The following is a 26,021-nucleotide window of genomic DNA, read 5'->3' as shown; positions in this document are numbered from 1 at the left end:
AAAATATAGATATCAAGCTTTCACCCAAGGGTTTGATGTTGTATCTCATTTCTTTTATGAATACAATTTTTATATAATCTACCTATAGAAAAAACACGCTGATTGCTCAACGTGTTTCACTTAATCTTCTTTGGCATCTTGGAACTGTGAATTATAAAGCTTTTCATAAGCTCCTTGTTGCTTCATCAATTCTTCATGTGTTCCCTGTTCAACAATGTCACCATCGTTAATTACAAGGATTAAATCCGCATTACGAATAGTAGATAAACGATGTGCAATGACAAAGCTTGTACGCCCAGTCATAACATTTTTCATCGCTTCTTGTAATATTTTTTCCAATCGTGTATCAACGGAAGAAGTCGCCTCATCTAAGATCAATATCTGAGGATCTTTTAGAATTGCTCTAGCAATCGTTAACAATTGCTTTTCACCTTGGGATACATTGTTAGCTTCCTCGTTAATTAAGGAATCATAACCATCTGGTAGAGTACGAATGAAATGATGTACATTAGCCATTTTGGCAGCCTTAATAACTTCATCTTTTCTCGCATCTAAGCGACCATAACGAATGTTATCATAGATTGTACCTGAGAATAACCAAGTGTCTTGTAATACCATACCAAACTGATCACGTAAATTTTCTCGTTTCATATCTCGTATATCCACACCATCAATTTTTATGCTACCACCTTTTACATCATAGAATCGTAACAATAAATTGATAAGTGTTGTCTTACCAGCACCCGTTGGACCAACGATAGCGACCATCTGTCCACTTTTTACGTTGATATTCAAATCCTGGATGAAGTTATGATCGGTGTAACCAAATTTTACATGTTCAAATGTAACATTGCCTTTTGCATGATCTAATACCTCTGCCGGATTCTTTTCTGCTACTTCCTCTTCTTCCTCTAGGATTTCTAAGATACGTCCTAGCGCTGCAGCTGCAGCTTGAATTTGAGAGGACAGTGCTGATATCTGTGATAATGGATCATTGATTTGCCAAATGTAACGGATAAATGCTTGTAGGTTACCTATTTGCATAGTGCCCTGGATTACATAGATTGTTCCTACAACCGCAATTACACCGATTGTAATATACGTAACAAGTGCATTCAATGGTCCGATGGTAGAAGATACAAATTGCGCCTTAAAGGCATTCTCTCTTAATTCTTCGTTTAAGTCATGAAATTTTTGAATACTTTCTTGTTGTTTGTTGTATAACAATATTTCATTATATCCTGTGTACATTTCTGTAATTGCGCCATTTAAAGCACCAAGTGCATTTTGCTGTGCCTTGAAACGTTTTTGAGAACGTTTTACAATCGCACGTGTAATCAATAATGTAAATGGAATAATAAGTGCAGAAATAGCAGCCATCACTGGATTGATCATAAACATCATAACCAATGAGAATACTAAGGATAAAGCACCTGTTGCGACACTGATAAAACTCTGTTGCATCGCATTGGATACAGCATCAATATCGTTGGTGATCTTACTTAAGACATCTCCAAAGTGATGGGTATCAAAATAACGTACAGGTAATCTTCTAATTTTACTTTGTACTGCATTACGCATATCTTGCATAGCATGTTGAATTGCATTGGTTAACCAAACAACCGCGAACATTTGTGAGATTGTCTTAGCTAAATAAATGCCCAACAAGATCAACATAACTCTTATAATCTTTTGAAAACTAATCAGGATAACTCCTGCTTGAGAGTTCACGACATCCTCTGCTAATTGTGTCGTAATCAAACCTTCAAAGTAAGGTGCTAAGGACATTGTTAATACTGCAATAATTGCCATAATAACAGCCCCAATAAATCCCCACTTATAAGGTGCTAAGAATTGATAGAATCCTTTGATACTCTTCATTATTTGTTGTTTTTTATTCATGGTTCAATTCCTCCTCACTCAACTGTGATAGAGCAATTTCGTGATAAATCTGACAGTTCTTTAATAGCTCTTTATGTGTTCCTATACCGATTACGTTTCCTTCATCTAAGACTACAATTCGATCGGCATCCATAATACTAGAAATACGTTGAGCTACGACCATAACAATGCTATCTTTTGTCTCTTTCTTTAAATCATGACGTAATTTTGCATCGGTCTTAAAATCAAGAGCTGAAAAGGAATCATCAAATACATAGATATCAGGTTTTCTAACCAAGGCACGAGCAATAGAAAGTCGTTGTTTTTGACCTCCAGATACATTGGTCGCTCCTTCTGTAATCTCTTCTTCAAAGTGCTTTTCTTTTTCCATGATGAAATCAAGACCTTGTGCAGTTTTCGCAGCATGCTCAACTTCTTCATGTGTTGCATGTTCTTTACCAAAGCGAATATTTTCTTCGATTGTCCCACTAAATAACATTGCTTTTTGTGGAATCACTCCCAATTTTGAACGTAGTGCGAATAAATCGTAATCTCTTAAATCCACACCATCGATATAGATATGACCACTTGTCACATCATAAAATCTTGGGATTAAGTTTACTAGAGTACTCTTACCAGAACCAGTACTACCAATAAACGCAATGGTTTCACCTTTCTTTGCTTTGAAAGATATATCATGTAGAATAGGTTCTTCCCCATCCGGATATACAAATGTCACATGATCAAACTCAATCGTTCCACTTTGATCTCCCTCCATTTTTCCATTCTTTGGATTCATAATCAAAGGTTCTGTATCCAACACTTCTTGAATACGTTTTGCACTTACTTCTGCTCTTGGATATTGCATAAATACCGTACAGAAAAGCATGACAGAGAACATTGCATGGAATAAATAATCCATAAATGCAACGAGTTGCCCTACTTGAAGTGCATTGTTTTCAATCAAAAGTGCAGCTACCCAGAAAATAGCAAGAGCTGCTAAATTCATAACCATAAAAAAGATTGGGCTTGTTAATGACATGAGTTTAAATAATTTTTTGGAATAGCCTGTGAATTGATGATTCATATCATCGAATCGTTGCTGTTCATAGTCGTCATTGTGAAATGCGCGAATGACACGAATCCCACTTAAATTCTCGCGGGAAATTCGATTCAGTCCATCAAGCGAATTTTGCTGATTTTCTGAAATTGGTTTAGATATCCTAGCGACGATAACAACCCCAATGATAATCATTGGAATGGTAGTCGCAATTACTAAGGATAAAGGAATTGATGCACGAGCTGTCATTATAAAACTAGCCACAAACATGACTGGAGTCATGAGGGCAGTACGTAACAACACATTAACAAACGTCTGAATTTGATAAGCATCATTATTGGTTCTAGTAATCATACTAGAAGTACCAAATTTATTAAATTCAAACGCGGTAAATTGCTGGACTTTGTTAAAGATATCATTACGAATATCTCTAGTAATAGACGTTGAAATTTTTGCACAGCAATACCCTAATAAAATAGTACCACCTACACCAATCAACGAAATCACTAACATAACAAGTCCCATTTGAAGGATATAGTCTGTATCCCCCTTGAGCGCACCGTTATCAATCATCATAGCGACGATTGTAGGAATTCCCAGTTCCACCAACGCAAATCCAAAGACAGACAAAACATTTACAATTCCAATTTTCTTGTAATTCTTTAAATAATGTAAAATTAGACGCATATTTGTCCCTCCTTATTTTGCCTTATCAGGTTCTGGCTTGTTTATCATAAACTATAAGGTTACCTTATAGTCAACACTTTATTTTATTTCTTTCCATTATTTCACATTTATCTTTACTTTTATATCTGTAGTATTGACGTTTTCCGCTAACATGCTACTATATAGATAGATAGGTTCTATGCTACAAAAAAACACCTACAGAAAAAGGAGAAAATGGGGATGAAAAAATTATGTTTGGTAGCTTTAAGTGCGTTAACAGTATTGAGTTTAGCAGGATGTGGTAAGAAAAGCGTTGAGGATACATTAAAAGACAATAAACTTGAGGTAAGTTGTAAAGATGGAGGATATTCCATAAATCCAAGTGATGATAGCTATTTTTTTTCATATACTATAATTGATAATAAAGACAAATTTTCTTTTGTAAAAATAGACTTAACAGAAAACTTATCTATTAATTATTCTCCTCTTGATGATTCTTCCCTTATCTTTAGTGATGAAGGCATTTGTTTCGTCTCAAAGGGTAAACCAAGTGGAGACTGTGGTGATGATGCAACTGAAATTGCTAAGGATTGGAAAGAAACATATAAAACAACATTGTCTGATTTAGAAATCGAAGAAAAAGAATTACTCACATTTTTCAAAGAACAATACAACAAAGCGTTTAAATAGAAAAGTTTCAATTTCACAAGATTGTCCTATGGCAATCTTTTTTCTATATAAGTAGAAACTATAGACATATGCTTCGCCTCATACTATACTTTATACAAGGAGAATCTTATGAATAAAAACAAATATTTTACAGCTGGAGAATTTTCAAAAATTGTTGATGTTGAAAAGCATGTTTTATTTCATTATGATGAAATTGGTGTATTCAAACCAGCATTTGTTGCGGACAATGGCTATCGTTATTATTCTATACATCAATACGATACCTTTCTCATCATTAAGAATCTTCAAAAGATGGGAATGTCTTTACAAGAAATACGCAATTATCTAGAAGAAAGAAACCCTTCTTTATTCTTGAACCTATTGGATACAAAAGCCAAAGAAATTGATGATGAAATACGATATCTTCTCAGTATTAAGTCGATGATGAAATGGATGAAAGATTCCACAACCTATGCCTTAACTCATCAATACCAAGAATTTGAACTTGTTGAATTAGAGAAAGAAAATCTCTTGTGTACTGAGAATTTAGAGAATACAAATGATAAAAGCTTTGCGAACTTTATGAAGGACTATATCAATTTTATGAAAGAAAGTTCCATAAATGTTCAACAAAGTGTAGGAAATATGATAACCATCGATAATCTACGTAAACAGGATTATATTAACTATTCGTATATGTATCAAGTCTTAAATGAAGATTATGCAAAACCATCCATGGTTCGTAAAAAAGGTTGGTACTTATGTGGATGGCACAATGGAAGTTATAATGATTTAGATGACACATACAAAGCAATGTTGGAGTATGCAGATAAGCATGATATTTCATTAGGGACATATGCTTATGAAGAGTATATGGTAGCGGATATCGCAGTAAAAGAGGATAGTGAATATATAACTCGTATTTATATGGAAACAGATAAAGTCTAAGGATCTTATATGTTTTTTATTGTTTCGGTGTAATCTTTATGAACTATGTATAAGAGAAGAAAGGATACTCATACTACCTATAGAACGATATAAGGAGGTATGTATATGGATTTTGATTTACATGGAAAGATCGCGTTGGTAAGTGGATGTTCACAAGGGCTTGGATATGAATGTGTAAAAATATTAGCACAACATGGGGCAGATATCTTTGGTATTAGTATTGGGGATGATAGTAAGTTAAAGCAAGAAGTTGAAGCAATGGGTAGAAGATATCATTCCATGACGATTAGCCTAACCACTCCTGGTGCTATACATTCCTTGATGAAAGAAGTGCTGGGAACTTATCAAAAGATTGATATTTTATTGAATTTTGCAGGTACACTAAAGAAAGAAGATACACTAAAGATTACAAAAATAGAATGGAATTCTGCTATGGATATCAATGTGGGAGCTGCCTTCTTTTTATCGCAAGAAGTCATCAAACAATTCAAAAAGCAACAAACTGGTGGAAAGATAATCAATGCGAGTGGAATACTTCCTTTTGATACAAGTGAGTATTGTGCTTATTATACTAGTAAAGGTGCTTTGGAGGCTATGACGAAGTATCTTGCTTATGAATTTGCTAGTGATCATATTCAAATCAATGCCATTGCATTTGGATTTATGGATACTGGCGCAAAGTTACAAAATGGAGATGGCAATGAAATGGATACCTCTATCTTACAAAGGATACCAACTCACAGATGGGGGTGTGTACAGGATATGGAAGGTTTGATTCTTTTATTAACGTCCTCAAAAGGTGATTACATTACAGGAGCTTGTATTCCTATTGATGGTGGCTATTCTATACACTAAGCAAAAAGAAGTGACTCACTTCTTTTTTTACGCCATCATATACGCGATGATAAAAATACATAAGATTCCTAAGCATAATGCCCCCACTAAAATACAGAGTGCTATCTTAACTTCTTTTTGTGTAGGTTCCATAATCACCCTCCATCTTGTTATATGTAAAAACTAGAAAATGAGCTAGTACATATGCCTATTTCTATACATATTGTTAACTTCCTCTATATTTCTATCCTTACTGTTGATTTTACTGTACAAAACAAGCTTTTCTATATCATAATAAAGAAGAATAGGGGGAATAAATATGAGAAAGGATTTCGGGACTATTCTAAAAGAAGCATTAACAAAGAATAATTACAAGCAAAAAGACATTGCGGAGAAGTTAAATATTTCTCCGCAAACCATGAGCCATTATATTAATAATAAGAGGCTTCCACAACTGGACTGTTTTCTTAGCATGGTAGAATTTCTTGGGTTAAAGGATGTATTTGATGGTTCTCCACCACTCGATAAAGAGCATATGAATACATTTTTTATTACAGTAATACCAAAGTTAGACGAAGAACAACAGTACATTCTATTTCTATTGGTGCGATACTTTGATAAAAGCATGAATCAAAAAAAAGGAACTCAAATGAATTCCTAAAACAAAAACAATGTAATATAGACAACGATACATGCAACCAGAGCAACCATAATCAAACTCTTTCCTTTATATGCAAGCAGCAATGCCGCTGCACATCCAACACAACTCGCCAGTATCTGGGAGGGCGAAGTTCCAGCGGATGTAAATATGGCTGGAAATGTCATTGCGCCAAGAACTGCATAGGGTACATAAAACAAAAAAGATTTTATAAATTGGTTATGTATTTCTTTTTGAAAAAAGGTCAAAGGTATCATTCTTATAAGGTAGGTCACACCTGCCATAACGAGAATATATGGAATATAGTTACTCATGATGTACCTCCTCAATTGGAAAGAAATAAGCCCCAAACGCAGAAGCTATTACTGTGCACAAGATAATTACAAATCCTGAACTTATTGGTACCCATGTATGAACTATGGCAAACAAACAACTTAGGAATATGGAAATTATCAGTACTTTTCTTACGGCTGAAAATTTCTTAGCAGGAGGAATAATGATTGCTAGAAACATTCCATAAATCGCAATCCCTAGCGCATTACGAATGGCTAGTGGTAATATGGTGCTTGCGGCTCCTCCAAGAAATGTACCAAATGTCCAACAGAATACAGGAAATGAAATAAGCCCAGCCATGTACCATTTTCCAACGCGTTCATAAGTACTACTAGCAAGCGCAAATATTTCATCCGTGATACCAAAAGAGACAAGTGCACGTTCGTGAGTCTTCATTTTCTTATCGACTTTTTGAGAAAGAGATAAAGACATTAAGGCATAACGTAAATTAATAATAAATTGAGACAATGCCAATTCAAATAAGGATCCTTGTTGAAGAATTAAGGCTAATCCAGAGAATTGTCCAGCGCTTGTCACATTCACCAAAGATATCATTACCGCAACCCCAACAGGTATTCCTCCAGAAACAGCTGCCATACCAAATGTAAAAGATACCGAAAGGTATCCTAAACCAATTGGCACTCCATCTTTTATCCCTTGTTTAAAACGATTTTCAATCAATTCCAAAAGCTTCACTCCCCGCTTCTTTAGGCATAATTATACCGTATTGTAAGATATATGAAAAGAAGAAATCCTTCTATCTTGAAGGATTTCCTTATTTATTCAACATAATATCTAAAATGGTAGCGTCCATTTCCTTTAAACCACCACTGACGAGCTTCCCAATGTGCTTTACTGTTTCTTCTACATCTTCAAAAATGATACCTTCTTTGCTAGTAGGTGAAATATCATTCATCGCTAGTGTAGAACATTGAATCGCTGCATTTGTAGCGGTAGCTATTTTCAATGCACAGGTTGTTTTCGCCCCATCACAAATCATTCCAGTCATATCCGCAAGCATATTACTTATGGCATGTTTTATGTTATGTAAATCTCCACCCATCAAATAGGTAATCCCACAACTTGCCCCAGTTGCTCCAGCGATACCAGCCCCACACAAAGGAGATAACCTACCCATGTATTCTTTGATATGGCAAACAATCAAATGACTAATTGCCAATGCTCTAGCTAATTTTTCTGGAGTTTCTTTAAGTTGTTGTGCGAGTGCTATTACAGGCATAGAACAAGCAATCCCTTGATTTCCACTTCCTGCAGTAGTCATAATAGGCATAGTACAACCATCCATTCTCGCATCGGATGCTGCGGCAGTAGCCGCAATGATTTGGTTCGCAACATTAGCACATAAAATATTCTTCCCATTCTCTGTGTTGATTTTATTACCAACTTCTAATCCATAACCACCTTTTAAGCCTTCTTGTGATACCTTTTGGTTCATTTCGGCGCCATCTAAAAGGAATGCAATTTCTTCAAAAGGGATGGTTGTCGCAAACTCATAGATTCCAGAGATTGTTAACAAGGTTCCCTTTTGTTCATCACTATCCTTGCATAATGACACTTCTTTAATGATTTCTTGATCTTTTTTTAAAAGGATTACATTTGTATGTTCACGAGCAATCACGACTTCTACGTTATGATGTACACCGCGCATATGTACTTCTATATATAAATTCTCATCCACAAACTTTTGTTTTGTAGTTATGATCTTTTTATCGATTATTTTTTCTGCTTGTTGTAGTTCTTCTTTTGTGAAATTCGATAGTATTTCTAGTTTCTTATCTGGTTTACAAATCGCAACACCCAAAGCAGCCGCAATATCCAACCCTACCTTGCCAGTTCCAGGTATCCCTACTCCCAATGCATTTTTAATGATGTTTGCACTCAAAAAGAGGTCTATATGTTGAACTTCTTCTCCAAGCAAATCAAAAGCTAATGCGGTTGCATATGCCACCGCGATTGGTTCTGTACACCCTTCTGCAGGTATTACTTCTTTTTTAAGTGTTTCTAAATATATACATTTCATATTCTATCCTCTTTTACTATCATTCTAATAAATATAACAAGCATTGTAAACATATTTAGAACTTTATTTATGATTCGTATACTTTTACAGAAAAAAGATTCGCATACAAGCGAATCCTTTAAAATTCTAGCTTTCTCTTATGCTTCAGTTGCACGTAATTTTAAACGTACTTCTTTTACACTCGCAATAGATGAAACCTCTCTAGATTTGCAAATGACTTTCCAAACTGCAATACTAATAACAAAGTCAATGGAACTATGCACAATAGTTCCCACTCCAACAAGTCCAAATACCATATATACAAACTCACTTGTTGTTGTCGTTCCCATATATGTAGGAAGTACCACAATAACTTCACATAGTGCGTGAACAACACCTACACATACTACAAATATAATTGTCTTAACTAAAGAATTTAATGTTTCTGGATGTTTCTTTAAATAATACGCTCCCCCAAAAGCCCATATAACATGGCTCAATGCGCGAAGTACAACTGGTAGTGGGAATGCTGCTAGTAAAAATCCTAAAGTAGTACCAAGTGCTACAGAAACCGCCACACTAGGAGATACAAATACCGCAATCATAATTGCCACATGAGATGCTAAAGTAAAGGACATTGGTTCGATTAAAACCTTAATTGGCGATACCATAGGAATCAAAATTCCAACCGCTATCAACATTGCAGATAATACCATTTTAAATATATTCTTATTCATACAATTTTCTCCCTTTCATCTATTTCTAACAGGTGTCTTGACACATGTTATGACTATTATAAACTTGCAAGTCACACCTGTCAATCCTGTTTTTTGTGAAAGCGTTTATAAAAAGGTTCCTCTTCACGAAGAACCTAACTTATATATGTCATAAAGGATGATAACGTATACTTCTTAGGATTTCTCGTAAAGGAATCCTTTTTCTTTTAAAGCTTGTATAATTCTTTGATAGGTATCTTCATCTTTGCATTTGATGGTATGCAAATGAAGTCCATTGGTAAGTTTTGATAGTGGAATTGCTTGATTGTTCTTCACGTTACTTAAGAACTGATCTGCATCATAGCGTGACGTGATATGAAGTTGTCCAGATAATTGTCCATATAAAGGGTGTTCTACAATAACATCTACAATTGTACCTCCATGATCCACAATCGTATATAGCTCTTCTTTCAAATCTTCTTCTTTGTGCACTACTGCGATTGCATAGCTCATAGAATCCAAGCTTATATCTTCCATAACATATCCTCTTGGAGTCGCAATAATATTCACACCACTCGCTCTCAACAATGCAATATCCCCTACCACAATTTGTCTAGATACATGAAATTGAGCTGCCAAAGAACTCGCTGAACAAGGTTTTTCACTTTGTTTTATGGTTTGTAATATGGAGTCTCTACGCATGGAAGAATTCATAGGCAACACTCTCTTTCAAAAATAAATTTCTCTATAACCTCCGCAACTCCACCTTCATTATGGTCTGCTGTAGTAACATAATCACAGATGTCTTTAATTTCTTGTGCTGCATTGGCTACCGCAACCGATAAACCTGCGGTCTTTAACATTGCAATATCATTAAAATTATCTCCAATAGCAATCGTCTGCTCTACTGGTATTCCTAAATGCTGTGCTAGTTCTCTAAGACCTAACCCCTTATCAACACCAGCGCGATTCATTTCAAGATAGCGATCACTAGAAAAAGAAATACTAACTCCGTCCGTAATTGGCATCATATCCTGTGCAATGTTTCTTAGGTATTCCATATCTGCTCGTTGAAATAAGATTTTCATAATGGGTGTATTCTCTAAGAAATCGATGGTATTCTCTTCCATAACCACGGCATCACTTTTAAACATAAACAACCATTCTTTTTCATCTTCATTGATTTGATAGGCATATACATCTTTATCAGTAAATAGTTGAATACATAACCCATGTTCGATTCCATAAGTAAATAATTGTTTCGCTTTTTCAAATGGAAGAGTATGAAATGTTAGTTTCTTAAAATCTTTATTTTCACAAATGATACTACCATTACCAGAAATAATATATTCATCTTCTTTGTTATGTACATCCAACGTATCTAAGACATTTTGAATACATGTATATCCCCTGCCTGTCGCTGGTACAAATCGTATACCAAATTCCTGTTGTGCTCGTTTGATTGCTAGAACGTTACGTTCACTTATTTCTTTATCGCTATTTAATAGTGTTTCATCTAAATCACAGGCAATTAATTTATACATGTTCGTACCTCCAAATATGTTCTATTATAGCATGTTTTTATTCAAAATGTTCTTGAAGCCACAATGCAACCGCATCTTGATTATGATTGCTTATGACTCCTGTTGCCTTTTCTTTTAGTTGGGGCAGTGCATTTTCAACTGCATAACAAGCATCACTTATCGCAAACATTGGAAGATCGTTTATAGCATCTCCAAATGTAATCACCTGATCATACTTCCCCATTTCCTTTAAAGCTTGAATTGCATATGCTTTGCTTGCTTGTATAGGCATCATTTCTAGCCAATACTCTTCACGATATAGTTCTTGTTGAAAAATGGTATTCGTAAAAGAATATGTACATATTTTATCATATACCTCTTGAAGAAAGACTCCCTCATGAATACATGTCATATAGAAAATATTTCCGTCGCATAACTCTTCAATGTGCTCTACTGGACGAAAACGTTTATCATGTTCACGTTGAAGAAGGTAATGATGTCCTCCTTCATGTAACTTACTTGGTAGATAACTTACTCTTTCTACACCATCTATATAAGCATAAACAAATGGGTATTGTGCAAAGGAAAGCAACGTATCTAGTAACTGTTTACTTTCTACATCAGAGAAAAATTGAGAATATATTGGAGTATGATGTATAGGATCGATAATAAAAGCTCCATTATAGACAACCATAGGTATGTTGAGATGCAACCCTTGAACAATCTTAGATGCTGAGCTAATGGATCGTGCAGTCGCAAATGTAAAATGCATTCCTTGTTCTATAAGTCCATTGATAATGCTTATCGTTTTTGAAGAAAGATTGGACTGTGAAGTAAGAAGTGTTCCATCTAAATCACTCACATATAGTTTTCTCATCATAATTCTCCTTATGGTCTGAACACAAATAAAATAAAGTATATGTGATTACGATAAATATAGCCATGATAAAAGAAAATGGAATGGAAAAACTTAGTTCTATATTCTCATAAACTTCATTGATAAGACTCATAGGTTTTAATACATCCCAAGAATTTAAACGCAGAAATCTTCCAAGGAATACACCGAATCCACTTAACAAGGAAACAACAGCTACCATTCCCCAGGAAATCCATGAATTGTACTTATCTTTTACATACAACTGTATATGATAAAGTGAACGATACCCAGCAAAAAAACCAATTAAAACTCCACACCCTATATGAAGCAATTCAATCCATACCCAAATATCACGTACATAAAAACTTCCTTGTGATGAGAATTCATAAAATGTTAATGGTGTAATATGTATGAAGTCCGTAATCAAATAGGCAACGTTTGGAAATAGCAACAACCAACAAATAAAACATACAATCATAGGCACTGTTTTCTTCTGTTTGGCCATACTCAAAAATAAAGAGCTAAAGAATAAAGGCAATGTCGCAAGCATTATATTCCAAATCATTGCACGATGGATAAAAACTTTCGTTTTATTGTAAACATACATAGAAAAAATAGAATACACAACAAATAGGATGATAAAAACAATTTCTTTTCTTCGCAATTCCTTTCTCATATGTTTACCTGCCTTTCTTATATAGTATTATATCATGCTATGCTTTTCCTAATACTAAAGATTCTCTTAATTCATCACTAAACTAAATAAAATAAACTTATCGTGATTTTGTTTATTGAATCTATAAACTCGAGGTGTTATTATAGTTATGAGGTGATATTATGAAAACAATCAGTTTAGATCCATTTTATAAAGATGGGTACATTAAGCAAATGCCCAAAAAAAGAGAACTACGCATCCTTATACTACAATCCATTTGTAAAGAACTACCTCTTCAAGAAATCTATACAGAAACAGAAATTAATAATTTTTTGAAAACACGTTGTGATGATTTTGTTGAAATAAGAAGGTATCTAATTGATTATGGTATACTCAAACGCAATAGGGATGGCAGTGCATATTACAAGTGTAATGAGGACGAAATATAATATTTATTAGTAATTAGCTTTAAGAATCATATTCATCTTCTATTATCTGAATGCTCAAAAGGGTAACTAAAAAGCGTGGAATTCCACGCTTTTCAAACATAAATTATATTAGAAATTTACTTCTGTATCATAGTAGCAACATTTCAATAATTTCACCATTTCTTCTTGAGATGGTTGACGAGGATTGCTACCTGTACAAGCATCTAATATTGCATTTGCCGCAATATCTTCAACTCTTTCAAGGAAAACATTTTCTGGAACAAATCCTTTTTCTGCAGGAAGTCCATCGATTCCATAAGTATTCATAGAATGTGGAATATTCAAATCATCACTCATTTTACGTAAGTGAGCAATCAATAATGCCACTTTTTCATCATCATTGTTTCCACCTAATTTCATATAGTCCGCAATCACACCATAACGTTTTTTCGCTGTTTCATCTTTTGCGTTGAATGCGATAACTTTAGGTAAGTACATTGCATTTGCTGCACCATGGATAATATGTCCTCCATCAATATCAGTAAATGCTGCACCAGTTTTATGTGCCATAGAGTGCACAATACCAAGCAATGCATTAGAGAATGACATACCAGCTAAACATTGTGCATCATGCATACTTGCACGACATTCCATATTTCCATTATAAGAATCTACTAAATCTTTTTGTATCATAGTAATTGCATGTAAAGCAAGAGGATCTGTATAGTTACAGTTTGCAGTTGATACATATGCTTCCACTGCGTGTGTCATAGCATCCATTCCAGTATGTGCAACTAATTTCTTAGGCATTGTTTCTGCTAAGTCAGAGTCAACGATTGCTACATCTGGTGTGATTTCAAAGTCAGCAATTGGATATTTAATTCCTTTTGTATAATCCGTAATGATAGAGAATGCAGTAACTTCTGTTGCAGTTCCTGAAGTTGATGGAATAGCACAGAATTTTGCTTTTGTACGTAATTTTGGTAAACCAAATACTTTACACATGTCTTCAAACGTTGATTCAGGATACTCATATTTGATCCACATTGCTTTTGCTGCATCGATTGGTGAACCACCACCAACAGCAACAATCCAATCTGGTCCAAATTCTGACATCACTTGTGCACCACGCATTACAGTATCAACAGATGGATCTGGTTCAATACCATCAAAAATCAAAGTTTCCATACCAGCTTCTTTTAAATATGCTTCGATACGATCTAAGAATCCGCCTCTTTTCATGGAGCCTCCACCAGTACAAATGATTGCTCTTTTACCAGTAAAATCTTTTAGAGCCTCCAAAGATCCTTTTCCGTGATACAAATCCCTAGGTAATGTAAATCTCATTAAAAAAATCCTCGCTTTCCGGCTTATTGTAAGCCCTTAACTATCTATCAGTTTACATCAAATTACTTGTGAATTCAACAACTTGCACTCACAAGTAGACTTTTTTCGAAAAAAGTATTACGTATTTGTAGATATGTGTTATATTATTCTTGAAAGTATTTTTCTGAAACAAAAGAAAGGAGAGATTTCATGGAATTCATTGATGGCTATAAATTGATGTCCATACTACGTCATACACTCAATAAACTTGATTATAGACTCATTGATCATGGCTATCGAGTTGCCTATATGGCATGGAAGTGCGCACTTTTTGAAGGGAATTTGCGACCAGAAGAATTACGTGATTTCACCATTACTTCTTTCTTACATGATATAGGTGCATATAAAACAGATGATATTGAAAAAATGGTTGAGTTTGAAACAGAAGATATTATGAAGCACTCTGTCTATGGTTATTTATTTTTAAAATATCTTGCGCCATTAAAAGACTACTCTAGGGCTATTCTTTGTCATCATATGCCTTATAACAAATTAAAAAATTATAATATTCCTGAATGGAAGTATATTCAGATACTTTTCATATGTGATCGTTTCGATATTCTAATGACAATATACAACGATGTTCAGAAAGCAAAGAATATATTACTAGAACATTCTGAGACTTTGTTTTCTTCCGATATGCTTGACTTGTTTTTCCAAGCAGATGTGGAATACCACTTCATAGAAGATGTTTACCGCAAAGATAACGAGTTAGATTTCAGCGAGATTTCAAAAATCTTACATACAGATGAAGAATTGCGTGCTTATCTAGATATGATTACCTATTCAATAGATTTCAGAAGTGAATACATGATAACACATACCATGACGACCAATCGTATTGCTTTACATATAGGAAGATTGATGCAAGTAAGTACTACTGATCTTGAGAAAATTGACCTCGGTTCTATTTTTCATGATTTAGGTAAAATTGGTATACCAAGTGAAATATTGGATTTCCCAGGAAAACTAGATGATGAACAAATGATAATTATGCGAAAACACGTCGATTATACAATAGAAATTCTAGATCACTTAATTGAAGAAGATATCGTTCAGATCGCAGTACGTCACCATGAAAAATTAAACGGTACAGGGTATCCACTAGGTTTAAATGAGAATGATTTGACCTTGAATGAACGTATTGTCGCAGTCGCGGATATCATCAGTGCTTTATATGAACAACGTAGTTATAAAGCAGCCTTACAGAAACATGAGATTGTAAATATACTTCGTTCAAATGTTGATCATCATGAATTAGATTCTACCATTGTTGAAACCACTATTGCGCATTATGATGAGATTATAGCGCAAGTTCAAAAAGAATGTGATCCTATGATTCTACTTTATAGTAAACTTTCAAAACTGTATCCAGAAATATGTCAAAACATGGAAGCGTATTTGTTAAAATGTACGAGTCTTACATAGTCTTTTATATGTACAGACATTTTTAAAAGTGCTATAATATTTTCGTTCTTAATAGGATTTCTACAGAGTATACTATGAGGACAATGTTCCTCTTCAAAATGCCGGAGTGGCTCAATGGTAGAGCAATTCACTCGTAACGAATAGGTTGGGTGTTCGATTCACCTCTCCGGCACCATGACAATCAAGGCCCTTTCTAATAGGGGCTTTTTTTCATCTTTTCAATTATATAGCAAAAAATGTAGAGTACATAGAAAGAAATATGCAACCAAATCAAACCGTTTATGTTAATTCTTGTTGGTTGAAATCAAGCTTCTGCTATCCTATACTTAATGTAAGGAGTGTGAAAAGTATGATTTCTCAGAATTTAATGATTTTACGAAAAAAATTCCGCTTTTCGCTTGAAGAAGTTGCGGAAAGAATTGGAGTTTCAAGACAGGCAGTTACAAAGTGGGAAACAGGTGAAACAGTTCCTGACTTACACAATTGTAAATCACTAGCAGATTTATATGGAGTCACAATAGATGATCTTGTGAGTTTTGATAGTAAAGAAAATAATTTGCATATTCCACCAAAAGGAAAACACTGTTTTGGTACAGTCAAAGTTGGTGAACGTGGGCAAATTGTAATTCCTAAAAAAGCTCGTGATTTATTTGATATGAAAGCAGGAGATGACTTACTCATCCTTGGAGATGAAGAACAAGGACTTGCCTTAGTGAAAGCTGATGTGTTCTTAAAGTTTGCACAAGAAATAATGAAAGGTGGAAACGAATCTCATGGAGGCAATTGAAACCATAAATCTTTCTAAATCTTATTCCAATATCCAAGCTGTGGATAAATTGAATTTCTCTGTTAAAGAAGGAGAACTCGTATCTTTATTAGGAATGAATGGAGCTGGTAAGTCAACTACAATCAAAATGTTATCGACTCTAGTATTACCAACAAGTGGAGATGCGAAAGTATATGGACATAGTATTTGCCATGATAGCTTTGAAATAAAAAAAATAATGAATGTTTCACCCCAAGAAACAGCAATAGCCCCTAATCTAAACGTTGAAGAAAATCTAAGATTCATATGTGGTGTATATGGTTACTCTAAAAAGGAAGCAATACAAAAAACAAAACAAATGATAGAGGATTATACAATGCAAGCTATAGCGCATCAAAAAGCATCTACCCTATCTGGTGGATGGCAACGTAGACTATCCATAGCAATGGCATTGATTACAGAACCAAAAATGTTATTCCTAGATGAACCTACGTTAGGGTTAGATGTTCTTTCAAGACATGAATTGTGGGATATCATTCGTAAACTAAAACAGAAGATGTCCGTAATTCTTACCACGCATTACTTAGAAGAAGCTGAAGAATTAAGTGATTGTATCATTATTATGTCAAATGGAAAGTGTATTGTTGATGGAACGGTTGAAGAAATCAAACAGAAGGCAAACGCTACAACATTAGAAAATGCTTTTCTTTATTTCAACCAAAAGGAAAATACTTTATGAAAACATTAACGTTCGCAAGTAGAAATACAAAAGAAATTTTACGAGATAAAGTAAATCTATTCTTCGGCATTGTCTTTCCAGTCCTATTGTTAGGTTTATTAACGCTTATTCAATCAAATCTCCCTGTAGAACAATTTCCTTTACGTACGCTAGCTCCAGGTATTGCTGTATTTGGATTATCTTTTATATCTATGTTCTCAGGCTTCTTAATTGCTAAGGATCGTACAAGTTCTTTTATGATGAGATTGATGAGTTCTCCGATGAAGTCTTATAACTTTATAGGTGGTTATGTTTTACCATTGATTCCAATGTCATTCATCCAAACAACCATCTGTTATATAGCTGCTTTATGTTTGGGACTTCCATTCTCTATTCGCATCATTGCCTGTATAATCGCCAGTGTTCCTATCAGTTTGATCTTTATAAGTATTGGATTGATATGTGGTACTTTGTTTACAGACAAGCAAGTAGGCAGTTTATGTGGAGCCGTGCTTACAAACTTAGTCGCATGGCTATCTAGTACTTGGTTTGATGTTAGTTTGGTAGGAGGCTGGTTTGAAAATTTAGCAAATGCTCTACCTTTCCTTCATGCAGTTAATCTTGGTAGAAATATATATGCAGGCAATTGGAATATGCTTGGTAATGATTTTGTGGTTATTCTGATGTATGCACTCATCTTAAGTATTATTTCCATTTATGTATTCACGAGAAAAATGAAACATATGTGTTAGCGTTTGACTCTAAGTCAAACGCTTTTATTTAAATCTTATATATATATTTTCGTACTTCATCGACAGATTTCTTTGACCAACATATACAAAATCTAACGCGTACAAAAAAAGAAGTCTGCCTTACAGGCAAACCTCGTTATCTTCTAATAAAATGGTGGAGGTTAAGGGACTTGAACCCCTGACCCTCTGCTTGTAAGGCAGACGCTCTCCCAACTGAGCTAAACCTCCACGACTGTTATAGATTTTACCATAGTTTCATTGAATAATCAACCATGAAAGAAAAAAAGGGCTAAGCCCTTAAATATTTGATAATTCTTCTTGCTTTTTACTAATCTTACGATATGCACGTAAATAGATAATAAATACAAGCACAACAACTATAAGTAATAATACACAACCTGTCATGAACAATCCTGTCATCGTACTTGGATGTGTAGATAAAGAATAGTATATGTAAAGTAATGCTAAAAAGCAAATTACATCAACCGCAAGTAATGAACGCCATCCGCTTAATAAACGTTTGTATAGTGCTAATCTTGAAACACGATCACTGAAGATATTTGGTTCTGCCTCATGGATTGGCATTTCAATACGGAAATAATTCCATACACCATCAAACTCTGCTTTCTCGTGATAGATATTTTCCCAACCAGCTTCTAAGTAGTTGTCAACGTATCGATCTCCATCTTTTTTATCTTTTTCATAGTATCCTAAGTGATAGTAATAATTCTTAGGTTCACCTTGACGGAAAATGTACTGCATTCCCTTTTTTGTCACGAAGTGATACCCTTGTAAAGACATATCGTGTAAATACACTGCCTCATCATCCATATCAGATACGAAGAATAGTTTAAAACGTTTAATATCTTCTAAGATAGGCGCTGTAGTTTCTTCTTTCGTTTCCACTTCAGCTGTTTGTAAAGGAGCACTCTCTTCACTAGTAGTTTCCACTTCTTTTGTCTTCAAGCTTTTTTCATCGTTCTTCTTCTTAGTTACAGTTCTGCTTGCTTTCGCTTTTGTTGCTGGTTTTTCTTCCTTAGATGCATCTACTGTTTTCTTTGCTTTTGTTGTCTTTGTAGGTTTAGCTTTGGCCGTAGCGACTGTTTTACCCGCATCCTCTAAAGCAACTGTATCTTCTGTTTTCTTTGTCTTTGTAGTTTTGGTAGTAGTCTTAGCTACCTTTGTTGATTCTTTCTTAGATGCTTTTGCCTTTGTTACCTTCTTTGTATTTTCAGCATCCGCTTTAGTTTCTTTCTTTGCAGGTACTTTTTTCGTCGTGGTTGTTTTCTTTTTTATATTTTTTGAGGTATCTTCTGTTTGAAGATCTTTTGTCTCTTTTTCATTTGTTTTGTTTGTATCCATAAATAGCCTCCATTAATGTGCTACCTAATAATTTAACATGTATGCCTTATCGTGTCAAATTAAACCAAATTTAGCAACTCTTGAAAAGAGTCTATTTTTCTTTCGTATTCATCCACATTTCCAAAACCATAGCTCGCAAAAATGAAAGGAATATGTGCATCAATACTAGCTTCTTTATCCTTTTGTGTGTCTCCTACATATACAGCATTTTCTACTTGATTGCGTTCCATAAGCATACGTATATTAATACCTTTTTTCTTACCTGTTCTTCCTGAACATTCATAGTCAATAATATACTTTTGAATATCGTATACAGAAAACAATGTCTCTATGTAGCCATCTTGACAATTTGATACGATATATAAATCGTGCTCTTCACTTAGTTTTGCCAATACGCTCTCTACCTCTGGATATAAATCTCCAGGATGATCTTTTAAGTATTCGCACTCCTCATTCATGCAAGTGGTAATAAGTTCCATTTGTTTTTCAAAAGGATATTGAGGGAAGATAGTAGCTGCGATATCCTCAGTAACCATACCCATCACACCATGGATTTCTTCCACACTCACATGTGTATCTGGTATTCCTAGCCTTTGTATTGTTTGATTATAGGATTCTGCAATCCTCTTTGTAGAATCCCATAGGGTACCATCTACGTCTAATATTATTGATGTTTTCATTTTTCATCACCTCATTGTTATTTATCGTAGCATATTTTACGTTAGAAATCTATCGAACCTTCTCTTTTATACACAATGTAAAGTTCGCATACCAAAACTTTTCATCATGCACGATGTCTAAACGTACGATTCTACATGTATTTAACAGATCCATTTCAAATGTGGATATAGAAAGTTTGAGGTGTAAATCTTGATGTCTCATAAAAAGTGACAACATATCTCCTTCGTAATGAAACGCTTTTGTAGACCAAGTACTCGATCGATGATACTGAAAATCTTTCTTATTCTTTATTGCGAAGTATTGTTTACGAGCGAATTGATAAAGTTGCCACCTACAGGCTATTGGTACCTCATGGAAATAAGCCATTTGAGAAAGCCTATGTGAATGCCCCTCCTCCATTTGTTTTACTAAATCTTGTAGCTGATCCATATAGGTTTGCTCATACTCTAGTAAAATCCTTTTCTCTTCCTCCTTCATTCTAATTCTAATCTTCTTTGTAAAGTACATAATTGCACACTCCTCTCACTTTCTATATACGAGAAAAGCATGTAAAATTCCTAAATTTTCTTTGATATTTTTCATAAATATAAAAAAACACCCAATATGAGTGTTTATTGTTTAATGGCGGAGTAGGAGAGATTTCATTGGTACTCATTTTTGCTATATATATAGGGTTATTTGAGTTATTATATGTACTCTATTTTGCATATGTAAGACATAAAATTCTCCTATATGTATACTTTTTTATAATACTAGTAACATAAGTTTACAATATGTATATTTAACAAAATGTAACCTTTATGTTATTATGATTTTTGGAAGGAGGTAATTCTATATGGTTGATTTTTATATACTTAAAATAATTTCATTGAAGAAAATGCGTTTTTTTTGTGTAATCACTCCTATAATAGTTATTGTCTTTGTCCTTTTATGGGGGTTTGCGAGTGCAAAAATTTATGAAGACCGCATAAAAGTATATATTAATGAATTCAATGAGAACTCTGAGAACATTTCTACTGAAGATCTTTTTATTGGATTGAATTATGTAAGTGGCAGAGATAAAGATATAATAAGCTATGTTAATGAAGGAATATATTTTTCAACAACAATTATAGGATCTGTGCTAGTTAGCCAAGCATTTTCTCTCACAAAACGTATTAATGATTATGAAGAAGAAATTGCTAAAATTAAGAACTCTTAATGAGTTCTTTTCTATTAAAAAAGGCTACTCACTAGGAGTAGCTACTCAATTTGGCAACGTAATGGTCTGCTTACTTATATAATTTTCGAACTGCTTTTTTGTAAGTGATAAAACATTCTTAAAATATATGCTTTCATACCGAGCCATATTAAATTTGATAATGTTCCTCTTTGCTTTTTTTGTCAAAGCACCTACTGTTAAATTTCTAGATTCTGAATACTGTATTTCATCAGAATCTAATTTGTTCTCTACACAATTAACAGGACGATTTTTATCTTCATTGTAAACGAGGATAAAAATTGCATTATGATAAAAATCTTTTATAGATATACCTTCATTTCGCAAGAGTATAAGTATACTATGCCCAATTTTATTACTAATATTTTGCATTACACTAGTTTTTTTCAAATTACCATTTTTAAACTCAATAAAACACCAGTCTCCGTTCATTTTACATAAAGTATCAACTGAACAAAAAGGATCACTATGATTTTCAAATGACTTTATATAGCATTTCATAAACTCATCAAAATTTATTACTTCATTTTGCAATTCCACCATGTATTCTCCATGGATAGAATCAAATGATGTTTCTTTCAAAGTCGCTTTACAATTTTCATACTTAATCTTCGCCATGGATAGATCCTTCTACATCTGCCAATATTTGAAAAGGAGCTGCAAGCTTATCGTAAATTTTATCTATATTTGTAGTAACATCTTTAAAAACAGCTTTACTATTAATTAAATCAGATAAATAGTATTTACATAAATTAGCGATATGATATTTTGCCGAATACGATTCAATGGCACTTATGAAATATGGGCTATGTGTATTCAAAAGGATATGTAAATTGAGTTCCTTCTGCATAATAACAAGGATTTCAGCTAGTCTTATTTGCCATTGCGGATGAAGATTAACTTCTGGCTCATCTAGAATAATTGTGCTATTATGAATTATATAATTATTTTCTAGCAGGCGCAATAAAGAAGCAATTGATTTAATCCCTGTGGATAAGTTAGTAATATTAAGAGCACTATCGTACCCTTCTTCTTTAAATTTAATTACTGAGTCCTCCATTATAAACTCACCATGAATAGTTTCATTTATCTTATTTTTTATGATAGCAATTTTGTCTTTAGCCATAGTTTCATCAATAATACTAGGATTTCTTTTTCTTCTTAATTTAGTAATCGTAGAAGCAGAATGCCCTCCATTAAATCGTCTTCTAAAAAACATATTCTCATTAACTGAATCTAATAGAAACGGATTATCGAGATATATAATTTGATAAGTTATGGGAATATACTTCTTTATTTCAATTTCATCATTGAATTCTAACTCTATCAAATCACTTTTTATTTGTAGTTTCAACGTTGGTTTTGATTTCATATCAAGTAATGGGTAAACTTGATTGCTAAACTCACTGAGAAATACTCTATTAACTATCGTTTTTCTAATACTTTCTTCACTCAAACTCATCACAGAATAAATATTCAATAAAATCTCTTCATATTTTGTAGATAACTGATGAATAACGCTAGCAGTCACATAATCACTTAGTATAGAACCATATATATCTATAATTTCTTGTTTTGACATTTGAAGCAAGTCTATTTCTAAAAATTTGTTATATATCTCTTCAGTTTTACCGTCTAAATCGATATATTGAAATTCTCCATTTTCATCATCAAAATACCCCAACTCCTTTATAAGACTTGATACTTTACCTACTCGTTCATTATTGACCTTCATCTTGATATTATAAAAAGAATCAAATAAACTATATATAGCTTTACCTACTGTGCTTTTTCCTGTATTATTCTCACCTGCAATTACTGAAATTCCATTTATTTCGATATCTGCTTCTTTTATTTTTGCAAAATCTTTTAGTTCAATTCTCATCCTAATCTCCTTTTGCATTCTAATTACCTCCAGTAAATACAAAAATTGTACCTACAGAAAGCAAAAAACAATGTCGATATTTATCCTCTAAGATATTTATAATATAAATGAATTATATCACAAATAAAACTAAAGGATACACCCAAATATAAAAATATCAAAATCTCCTATTATATTCAATGCATATAATTTATCTTTTTTTTAGACGTTCCTCATTGATAGCCGCAATGATAACAATTTCATATTATAAACTCATCGCTTTTTTTGATAAACATCCAATTTTTTATCACAAAAATCAAATGTCTTAAGCTTTCCAAGACAATAATATATCAATACTATAACAACTGTAATAAATAAAAAAATCCTACCCTCAATTATGAAGTGAACCCCTAAATTGGACAACCAATTAAAGGAGGTTCATTTTTAGATTATGTCAAAACTTACAAGAGAACAAAAAATTGAAATTTATAAAAGAAAAAAACAGGTCATAGTGTAATAAATTTATCAAGTGAGTATGGAGTAACGAAGGTAGGAATTTGATACCTAATAAGACTCATTGATCATCATGGCATTGACATTTTAAGGCAAGGAAAAAATAAAGTATATTCTTTAGAGATCAAAGAAGAAATTATAAATGAAGTTCTAATCAACGGTCATTCAATTATGTCAACATCTATTGAATATGGCTTGCTTTCTAAAGGGATGTTAACAAGTTGGATAAAATCGTATACAGTAAATAATTATGTTATAGCAGAGAAAACGAGAGGACGACCACCTACTATGATAAATAAAACAACATCTAAAAAAAGCTATGAAGATATGACATTAGAAGAAAAAGTGAAATATCTTGAAGATAAGAATTTATATTTGGAAGCAGAGATAGAATATAGAAAAAAATTGAGTGCTGTGGTTCAGGCAAGGAAGAATCAACAACCGAAGAAAAAGTAGCGGTCGTATTTGAATTACAGCGTAAATATCCAATTGGAATTCTTCTCACTATTTCGGGACTGAAACATTCTACATACCATTACAATCTTTCTAAGATTAACAAAGATATGAAGAATGATGAAATCATGAATCAGATTATCAATATCTACTATTCTAACAAAGGGCGCTATGGATACCGTAGGATCAAGTTAGAATTAGAGAACAAAGGATATAAAGTAAATCATAAGAAGGTTAGTCGGTTAATGGTTATGATGGGCTTATATGGGATTACACCGAAAGCCAAATACAAATCTTATAAAGCGGATATGAATGGAACTGTTAAGAATCAATTACTTACAAAAGTAATTGATGAAGAAAATCATAAAACTTATTATGAAAGAAATTTCGAGACCACATAGTGTAATGAAAAATGGTCAACCGGTGTATCAGAGTTTCGTATAGCAGCTGGTAAACTTAATTTGTCGCCAATCTTAGATTTACACAATCGCGAAATTGTTTCCTACCATATTTCAAAAAACCCTGATTTTGAACAGATAAGAATAATGCTTAATAAGGTGTTTGAGAAACATCAAAATCTCAATGGGATGATATTTCAATCTGACCAAGGTTGGCAATATCAAATGAAGCAGTATCACAGACTTTTAAAAGATAAAGAAATTATACAATCGATGTCACGTAAAGGAAATTGTTTAGATAACTCTCCTATGGAGAACTTCTTTGGTAGAATGAAAAATGAGATGTTTTATGGGCATGAATATGAATTTCAATCATTAAAGCAATTAGAAATTGCCATGAAAGAATATATCGAGTATTATAATACGCAAAGGATAACAACAAAATTAAAAGGATTAACTCCTGTACAATACAGAAATGAATTCTTATTAACTGCCTAATTTTAGCTTATTTACTTTTAGTCCAAGTAATTGGGTTCACTTCAATCAGTCGTTGGTTTTTTTATGCATTTATAAAGTGTTTTAGTACGAGGTTGTAGATTCTGCATAGAACTGGAACTTCATGTATTTCGCTTAACATGATTATAATTCTCCCTTTATAATCCTCTTCCGTTAGTGTCCTATTTTCATCACTATCCATGGCGTTTATCCTCCTTGGTAATAATTACCTGTGCATATATTATATATAATAACTTTACATTTGTGGTTATATCACATATTTTGTCCACATATATGAACAGCTATTTAAAAAAGAATCGTACAAATCTTCCATTTTAATATTAAGTGCTTTAGCTATTTTTTCTAATTGTTCCAATGTTGGGGATGTTTTTCATTCTCATGATTATTCAATGTTGTTTTACTTATCCCTGTCATCGCCGACAATTCTCGCAGACTAATATTCTTTTTCACCCGTTGTTCGTATATAAGTATTTTCATTACCTTTATTATATGTTAATAGAAAAAGATATACATAATACTTCTTTTTTTTGTTTTTTTTCAATTTTTCCATTTAAAACTCTATTATTTTCAATGACGTAAATTATCAGAATAAATGCAGTAAGAAGTAAAAATAGTAAAAAAAGGGAGTTATTGCAGTTTAAGTTAAGTGAAAACGGCAATAACCCTTTTAATATATTGTGAAAGTCATAAAAAAATC

General features: G+C 33.2%; 31 protein-coding genes, 2 tRNA genes and 1 pseudogene. 14 read left to right on the top strand and 20 right to left on the bottom strand.

What is annotated here, in order from left to right; translation table 11 throughout:
- Positions 1–120 precede the first annotated feature (120 nt).
- Positions 121–1,902: an ABC transporter ATP-binding protein gene (locus tag ACWG42_RS04725; RefSeq protein WP_455790446.1), complete on the bottom strand. Its 1,782-nt coding sequence runs from the start codon at positions 1,900–1,902 to the stop codon at positions 121–123.
- Positions 1,895–3,628 (bottom strand): ABC transporter ATP-binding protein, encoded by a 1,734-nt coding sequence (locus tag ACWG42_RS04720; RefSeq protein WP_455790445.1) that lies wholly within the window; start codon positions 3,626–3,628, stop codon positions 1,895–1,897. The genes ACWG42_RS04725 and ACWG42_RS04720 overlap by 8 nt, the downstream gene beginning before the upstream one ends.
- Before the next feature lie 219 nt (positions 3,629–3,847).
- Between ACWG42_RS04720 and ACWG42_RS04715 the strand changes: the two genes are divergently transcribed.
- The 4 genes from ACWG42_RS04715 (at position 3,848) to ACWG42_RS04700 (ending at position 6,719) form a co-directional block, all read left to right on the top strand.
- The gene (locus ACWG42_RS04715; RefSeq protein ID WP_455790444.1) at positions 3,848–4,297 is read left to right on the top strand and encodes a hypothetical protein; all 450 of its coding nucleotides are present in this window, start codon (positions 3,848–3,850) and stop codon (positions 4,295–4,297) included.
- A gap of 108 nt (positions 4,298–4,405) precedes the next feature.
- The gene (locus ACWG42_RS04710) at positions 4,406–5,224 is read left to right on the top strand and encodes a MerR family transcriptional regulator (protein WP_455790443.1); all 819 of its coding nucleotides are present in this window, start codon (positions 4,406–4,408) and stop codon (positions 5,222–5,224) included.
- A 105-nt stretch (positions 5,225–5,329) separates the two neighbouring features.
- Positions 5,330–6,079, top strand: a complete 750-nt coding sequence (locus tag ACWG42_RS04705; RefSeq protein ID WP_455790442.1) for an SDR family oxidoreductase — start codon at positions 5,330–5,332, stop codon at positions 6,077–6,079.
- Positions 6,080–6,377: 298 nt separating this feature from the next.
- The gene (locus ACWG42_RS04700) at positions 6,378–6,719 is read left to right on the top strand and encodes a helix-turn-helix transcriptional regulator (RefSeq protein ID WP_455790440.1); all 342 of its coding nucleotides are present in this window, start codon (positions 6,378–6,380) and stop codon (positions 6,717–6,719) included.
- Here ACWG42_RS04700 and ACWG42_RS04695 read toward each other — a convergent pair.
- The 8 genes from ACWG42_RS04695 to ACWG42_RS04660 form a co-directional block, all read right to left on the bottom strand.
- Positions 6,716–7,030: an AzlD domain-containing protein gene (locus ACWG42_RS04695; RefSeq protein ID WP_455790438.1), complete on the bottom strand. Its 315-nt coding sequence runs from the start codon at positions 7,028–7,030 to the stop codon at positions 6,716–6,718. The two genes, ACWG42_RS04700 and ACWG42_RS04695, sit on opposite strands and share 4 nt — an antisense overlap.
- Positions 7,023–7,745 carry an AzlC family ABC transporter permease gene (locus ACWG42_RS04690; protein ID WP_455790437.1) on the bottom strand — a complete coding sequence of 241 codons (723 nt, stop codon included), beginning with the start codon at positions 7,743–7,745 and terminating at the stop codon, positions 7,023–7,025. Before ACWG42_RS04690 ends, ACWG42_RS04695 begins: the two co-directional genes overlap by 8 nt.
- 79 nt (positions 7,746–7,824) lie before the next feature.
- A complete protein-coding gene (locus ACWG42_RS04685; protein ID WP_455790436.1) occupies positions 7,825–9,090 on the bottom strand; it encodes an L-cysteine desulfidase family protein in 1,266 nt (421 codons plus the stop codon).
- Between the two features lie 137 nt (positions 9,091–9,227).
- Positions 9,228–9,806, bottom strand: a complete 579-nt coding sequence (locus ACWG42_RS04680) for a hypothetical protein (RefSeq protein WP_455790435.1) — start codon at positions 9,804–9,806, stop codon at positions 9,228–9,230.
- Positions 9,807–9,980: 174 nt separating this feature from the next.
- A complete protein-coding gene (locus tag ACWG42_RS04675; RefSeq protein ID WP_455790433.1) occupies positions 9,981–10,499 on the bottom strand; it encodes a 3H domain-containing protein in 519 nt (172 codons plus the stop codon).
- Entirely contained in the window at positions 10,496–11,329 is an 834-nt protein-coding gene (locus ACWG42_RS04670; RefSeq protein WP_455790431.1) for a Cof-type HAD-IIB family hydrolase, read from the bottom strand. The genes ACWG42_RS04675 and ACWG42_RS04670 overlap by 4 nt, the downstream gene beginning before the upstream one ends.
- A 37-nt stretch (positions 11,330–11,366) precedes the next feature.
- On the bottom strand, positions 11,367–12,185 hold the full coding sequence (locus tag ACWG42_RS04665; protein WP_455790429.1) for an HAD family hydrolase: 819 nt from the start codon (positions 12,183–12,185) through the stop codon (positions 11,367–11,369).
- Positions 12,163–12,861 carry a DUF1361 domain-containing protein gene (locus ACWG42_RS04660; protein ID WP_455790428.1) on the bottom strand — a complete coding sequence of 233 codons (699 nt, stop codon included), beginning with the start codon at positions 12,859–12,861 and terminating at the stop codon, positions 12,163–12,165. Before ACWG42_RS04660 ends, ACWG42_RS04665 begins: the two co-directional genes overlap by 23 nt.
- Positions 12,862–13,022: 161 nt before the next feature.
- Between ACWG42_RS04660 and ACWG42_RS04655 the strand changes: the two genes are divergently transcribed.
- Entirely contained in the window at positions 13,023–13,289 is a 267-nt protein-coding gene (locus tag ACWG42_RS04655; RefSeq protein WP_455790426.1) for a DUF2087 domain-containing protein, read from the top strand.
- Positions 13,290–13,397: 108 nt separating this feature from the next.
- On the opposite strand, the gene ACWG42_RS04650 is transcribed toward ACWG42_RS04655, so the two are convergent.
- Entirely contained in the window at positions 13,398–14,615 is a 1,218-nt protein-coding gene (locus tag ACWG42_RS04650; RefSeq protein WP_455790424.1) for an iron-containing alcohol dehydrogenase, read from the bottom strand.
- Positions 14,616–14,804: 189 nt separating this feature from the next.
- Here ACWG42_RS04650 and ACWG42_RS04645 point away from each other — a divergent pair, with 189 nt between their 5' ends.
- From ACWG42_RS04645 to ACWG42_RS04625, 5 genes are all read left to right on the top strand, one after another.
- Positions 14,805–16,082, top strand: a complete 1,278-nt coding sequence (locus tag ACWG42_RS04645) for an HD-GYP domain-containing protein (RefSeq protein WP_455790422.1) — start codon at positions 14,805–14,807, stop codon at positions 16,080–16,082.
- Between the two features lie 100 nt (positions 16,083–16,182).
- Positions 16,183–16,257, top strand: a tRNA-Thr gene (locus ACWG42_RS04640).
- A gap of 174 nt (positions 16,258–16,431) precedes the next feature.
- Complete coding sequence (locus tag ACWG42_RS04635) at positions 16,432–16,869, top strand: helix-turn-helix domain-containing protein (RefSeq protein WP_455790421.1); 438 nt, start codon at positions 16,432–16,434, stop codon at positions 16,867–16,869.
- Positions 16,856–17,587, top strand: a complete 732-nt coding sequence (locus ACWG42_RS04630) for an ABC transporter ATP-binding protein (protein WP_455790419.1) — start codon at positions 16,856–16,858, stop codon at positions 17,585–17,587. The genes ACWG42_RS04635 and ACWG42_RS04630 overlap by 14 nt, the downstream gene beginning before the upstream one ends.
- Positions 17,584–18,318: an ABC transporter permease gene (locus ACWG42_RS04625; protein ID WP_455790418.1), complete on the top strand. Its 735-nt coding sequence runs from the start codon at positions 17,584–17,586 to the stop codon at positions 18,316–18,318. The genes ACWG42_RS04630 and ACWG42_RS04625 overlap by 4 nt, the downstream gene beginning before the upstream one ends.
- Before the next feature lie 152 nt (positions 18,319–18,470).
- On the opposite strand, the gene ACWG42_RS04620 is transcribed toward ACWG42_RS04625, so the two are convergent.
- The 4 genes from ACWG42_RS04620 to ACWG42_RS04605 form a co-directional block, all read right to left on the bottom strand.
- Positions 18,471–18,546, bottom strand: a tRNA-Val gene (locus tag ACWG42_RS04620).
- Between the two features lie 69 nt (positions 18,547–18,615).
- Entirely contained in the window at positions 18,616–19,680 is a 1,065-nt protein-coding gene (locus ACWG42_RS04615) for a DUF2812 domain-containing protein (protein WP_455790417.1), read from the bottom strand.
- A gap of 59 nt (positions 19,681–19,739) precedes the next feature.
- Positions 19,740–20,360, bottom strand: coding sequence for an HAD family hydrolase (locus tag ACWG42_RS04610; protein WP_455790415.1), 621 nt, complete (start codon positions 20,358–20,360; stop codon positions 19,740–19,742).
- Positions 20,361–20,409: 49 nt separating this feature from the next.
- Positions 20,410–20,868, bottom strand: coding sequence for a hypothetical protein (locus tag ACWG42_RS04605; protein ID WP_455790413.1), 459 nt, complete (start codon positions 20,866–20,868; stop codon positions 20,410–20,412).
- Between the two features lie 328 nt (positions 20,869–21,196).
- On the opposite strand from ACWG42_RS04605, the gene ACWG42_RS04600 reads away from it, so the two are divergent.
- A complete protein-coding gene (locus ACWG42_RS04600; RefSeq protein ID WP_455790412.1) occupies positions 21,197–21,562 on the top strand; it encodes a hypothetical protein in 366 nt (121 codons plus the stop codon).
- Between the two features lie 45 nt (positions 21,563–21,607).
- Here the strand turns inward: ACWG42_RS04600 and ACWG42_RS04595 are convergent, their stop codons facing one another.
- Positions 21,608–22,198, bottom strand: a complete 591-nt coding sequence (locus ACWG42_RS04595; protein ID WP_455790410.1) for a hypothetical protein — start codon at positions 22,196–22,198, stop codon at positions 21,608–21,610.
- A complete protein-coding gene (locus tag ACWG42_RS04590) occupies positions 22,185–23,465 on the bottom strand; it encodes an ATP-binding protein (RefSeq protein WP_455790408.1) in 1,281 nt (426 codons plus the stop codon). Before ACWG42_RS04590 ends, ACWG42_RS04595 begins: the two co-directional genes overlap by 14 nt.
- Before the next feature lie 663 nt (positions 23,466–24,128).
- Here ACWG42_RS04590 and ACWG42_RS04585 point away from each other — a divergent pair.
- The 3 genes and pseudogenes from ACWG42_RS04585 to ACWG42_RS04575 form a co-directional block, all read left to right on the top strand.
- On the top strand, positions 24,129–24,413 hold the full coding sequence (locus ACWG42_RS04585; protein WP_455790406.1) for a hypothetical protein: 285 nt from the start codon (positions 24,129–24,131) through the stop codon (positions 24,411–24,413).
- A gap of 107 nt (positions 24,414–24,520) precedes the next feature.
- Positions 24,521–24,811: an IS3 family transposase gene (locus tag ACWG42_RS04580; protein ID WP_455790404.1), complete on the top strand. Its 291-nt coding sequence runs from the start codon at positions 24,521–24,523 to the stop codon at positions 24,809–24,811.
- Positions 24,812–24,826: 15 nt separating this feature from the next.
- Positions 24,827–25,306 (top strand): annotated as a pseudogene (locus ACWG42_RS04575) (IS3 family transposase); the annotation flags it as partial.
- Positions 25,307–25,367: 61 nt separating this feature from the next.
- On the opposite strand, the gene ACWG42_RS04570 reads toward ACWG42_RS04575, so the two are convergent.
- From ACWG42_RS04570 to ACWG42_RS04560, 3 genes are all read right to left on the bottom strand, one after another.
- On the bottom strand, positions 25,368–25,505 hold the full coding sequence (locus ACWG42_RS04570; RefSeq protein WP_455790403.1) for a hypothetical protein: 138 nt from the start codon (positions 25,503–25,505) through the stop codon (positions 25,368–25,370).
- A gap of 161 nt (positions 25,506–25,666) precedes the next feature.
- Entirely contained in the window at positions 25,667–25,801 is a 135-nt protein-coding gene (locus tag ACWG42_RS04565; RefSeq protein WP_455790402.1) for a helix-turn-helix domain-containing protein, read from the bottom strand.
- An 8-nt stretch (positions 25,802–25,809) separates the two neighbouring features.
- On the bottom strand, positions 25,810–26,021 hold a 212-nt coding region (locus tag ACWG42_RS04560; RefSeq protein WP_455790400.1), incomplete at its 5' end, for a hypothetical protein.

It is taken from the genome of Amedibacillus sp. YH-ame10 (assembly GCF_053848885.1).
This window is presented reverse-complemented; position numbering and strand designations above follow the sequence as displayed.

What these genes read in the sequence shown, in the direction of transcription:
- ACWG42_RS04725 (WP_455790446.1), bottom strand. Translation starts at nt 1,902, where the DNA reads ATGAATAAAAAACAACAAATAATGAAGAGTATCAAAGGATTCTATCAA.
- ACWG42_RS04720 (WP_455790445.1), bottom strand. Translation starts at nt 3,628, where the DNA reads ATGCGTCTAATTTTACATTATTTAAAGAATTACAAGAAAATTGGAATT.
- ACWG42_RS04715 (WP_455790444.1), top strand. Translation starts at nt 3,848, where the DNA reads ATGAAAAAATTATGTTTGGTAGCTTTAAGTGCGTTAACAGTATTGAGT.
- ACWG42_RS04710 (WP_455790443.1), top strand. Translation starts at nt 4,406, where the DNA reads ATGAATAAAAACAAATATTTTACAGCTGGAGAATTTTCAAAAATTGTT.
- ACWG42_RS04705 (WP_455790442.1), top strand. Translation starts at nt 5,330, where the DNA reads ATGGATTTTGATTTACATGGAAAGATCGCGTTGGTAAGTGGATGTTCA.
- ACWG42_RS04700 (WP_455790440.1), top strand. Translation starts at nt 6,378, where the DNA reads ATGAGAAAGGATTTCGGGACTATTCTAAAAGAAGCATTAACAAAGAAT.
- ACWG42_RS04695 (WP_455790438.1), bottom strand. Translation starts at nt 7,030, where the DNA reads ATGAGTAACTATATTCCATATATTCTCGTTATGGCAGGTGTGACCTAC.
- ACWG42_RS04685 (WP_455790436.1), bottom strand. Translation starts at nt 9,090, where the DNA reads ATGAAATGTATATATTTAGAAACACTTAAAAAAGAAGTAATACCTGCA.
- ACWG42_RS04680 (WP_455790435.1), bottom strand. Translation starts at nt 9,806, where the DNA reads ATGAATAAGAATATATTTAAAATGGTATTATCTGCAATGTTGATAGCG.
- ACWG42_RS04675 (WP_455790433.1), bottom strand. Translation starts at nt 10,499, where the DNA reads ATGAATTCTTCCATGCGTAGAGACTCCATATTACAAACCATAAAACAA.
- ACWG42_RS04670 (WP_455790431.1), bottom strand. Translation starts at nt 11,329, where the DNA reads ATGTATAAATTAATTGCCTGTGATTTAGATGAAACACTATTAAATAGC.
- ACWG42_RS04665 (WP_455790429.1), bottom strand. Translation starts at nt 12,185, where the DNA reads ATGAGAAAACTATATGTGAGTGATTTAGATGGAACACTTCTTACTTCA.
- ACWG42_RS04660 (WP_455790428.1), bottom strand. Translation starts at nt 12,861, where the DNA reads ATGAGAAAGGAATTGCGAAGAAAAGAAATTGTTTTTATCATCCTATTT.
- ACWG42_RS04655 (WP_455790426.1), top strand. Translation starts at nt 13,023, where the DNA reads ATGAAAACAATCAGTTTAGATCCATTTTATAAAGATGGGTACATTAAG.
- ACWG42_RS04650 (WP_455790424.1), bottom strand. Translation starts at nt 14,615, where the DNA reads ATGAGATTTACATTACCTAGGGATTTGTATCACGGAAAAGGATCTTTG.
- ACWG42_RS04645 (WP_455790422.1), top strand. Translation starts at nt 14,805, where the DNA reads ATGGAATTCATTGATGGCTATAAATTGATGTCCATACTACGTCATACA.
- ACWG42_RS04635 (WP_455790421.1), top strand. Translation starts at nt 16,432, where the DNA reads ATGATTTCTCAGAATTTAATGATTTTACGAAAAAAATTCCGCTTTTCG.
- ACWG42_RS04630 (WP_455790419.1), top strand. Translation starts at nt 16,856, where the DNA reads ATGGAGGCAATTGAAACCATAAATCTTTCTAAATCTTATTCCAATATC.
- ACWG42_RS04625 (WP_455790418.1), top strand. Translation starts at nt 17,584, where the DNA reads ATGAAAACATTAACGTTCGCAAGTAGAAATACAAAAGAAATTTTACGA.
- ACWG42_RS04615 (WP_455790417.1), bottom strand. Translation starts at nt 19,680, where the DNA reads ATGGATACAAACAAAACAAATGAAAAAGAGACAAAAGATCTTCAAACA.
- ACWG42_RS04610 (WP_455790415.1), bottom strand. Translation starts at nt 20,360, where the DNA reads ATGAAAACATCAATAATATTAGACGTAGATGGTACCCTATGGGATTCT.
- ACWG42_RS04605 (WP_455790413.1), bottom strand. Translation starts at nt 20,868, where the DNA reads ATGTACTTTACAAAGAAGATTAGAATTAGAATGAAGGAGGAAGAGAAA.
- ACWG42_RS04600 (WP_455790412.1), top strand. Translation starts at nt 21,197, where the DNA reads ATGGTTGATTTTTATATACTTAAAATAATTTCATTGAAGAAAATGCGT.
- ACWG42_RS04595 (WP_455790410.1), bottom strand. Translation starts at nt 22,198, where the DNA reads ATGGCGAAGATTAAGTATGAAAATTGTAAAGCGACTTTGAAAGAAACA.
- ACWG42_RS04590 (WP_455790408.1), bottom strand. Translation starts at nt 23,465, where the DNA reads ATGAGAATTGAACTAAAAGATTTTGCAAAAATAAAAGAAGCAGATATC.
- ACWG42_RS04585 (WP_455790406.1), top strand. Translation starts at nt 24,129, where the DNA reads ATGTCAACATCTATTGAATATGGCTTGCTTTCTAAAGGGATGTTAACA.
- ACWG42_RS04580 (WP_455790404.1), top strand. Translation starts at nt 24,521, where the DNA reads ATGAAGAATGATGAAATCATGAATCAGATTATCAATATCTACTATTCT.
- ACWG42_RS04570 (WP_455790403.1), bottom strand. Translation starts at nt 25,505, where the DNA reads ATGGATAGTGATGAAAATAGGACACTAACGGAAGAGGATTATAAAGGG.
- ACWG42_RS04565 (WP_455790402.1), bottom strand. Translation starts at nt 25,801, where the DNA reads ATGAAAATACTTATATACGAACAACGGGTGAAAAAGAATATTAGTCTG.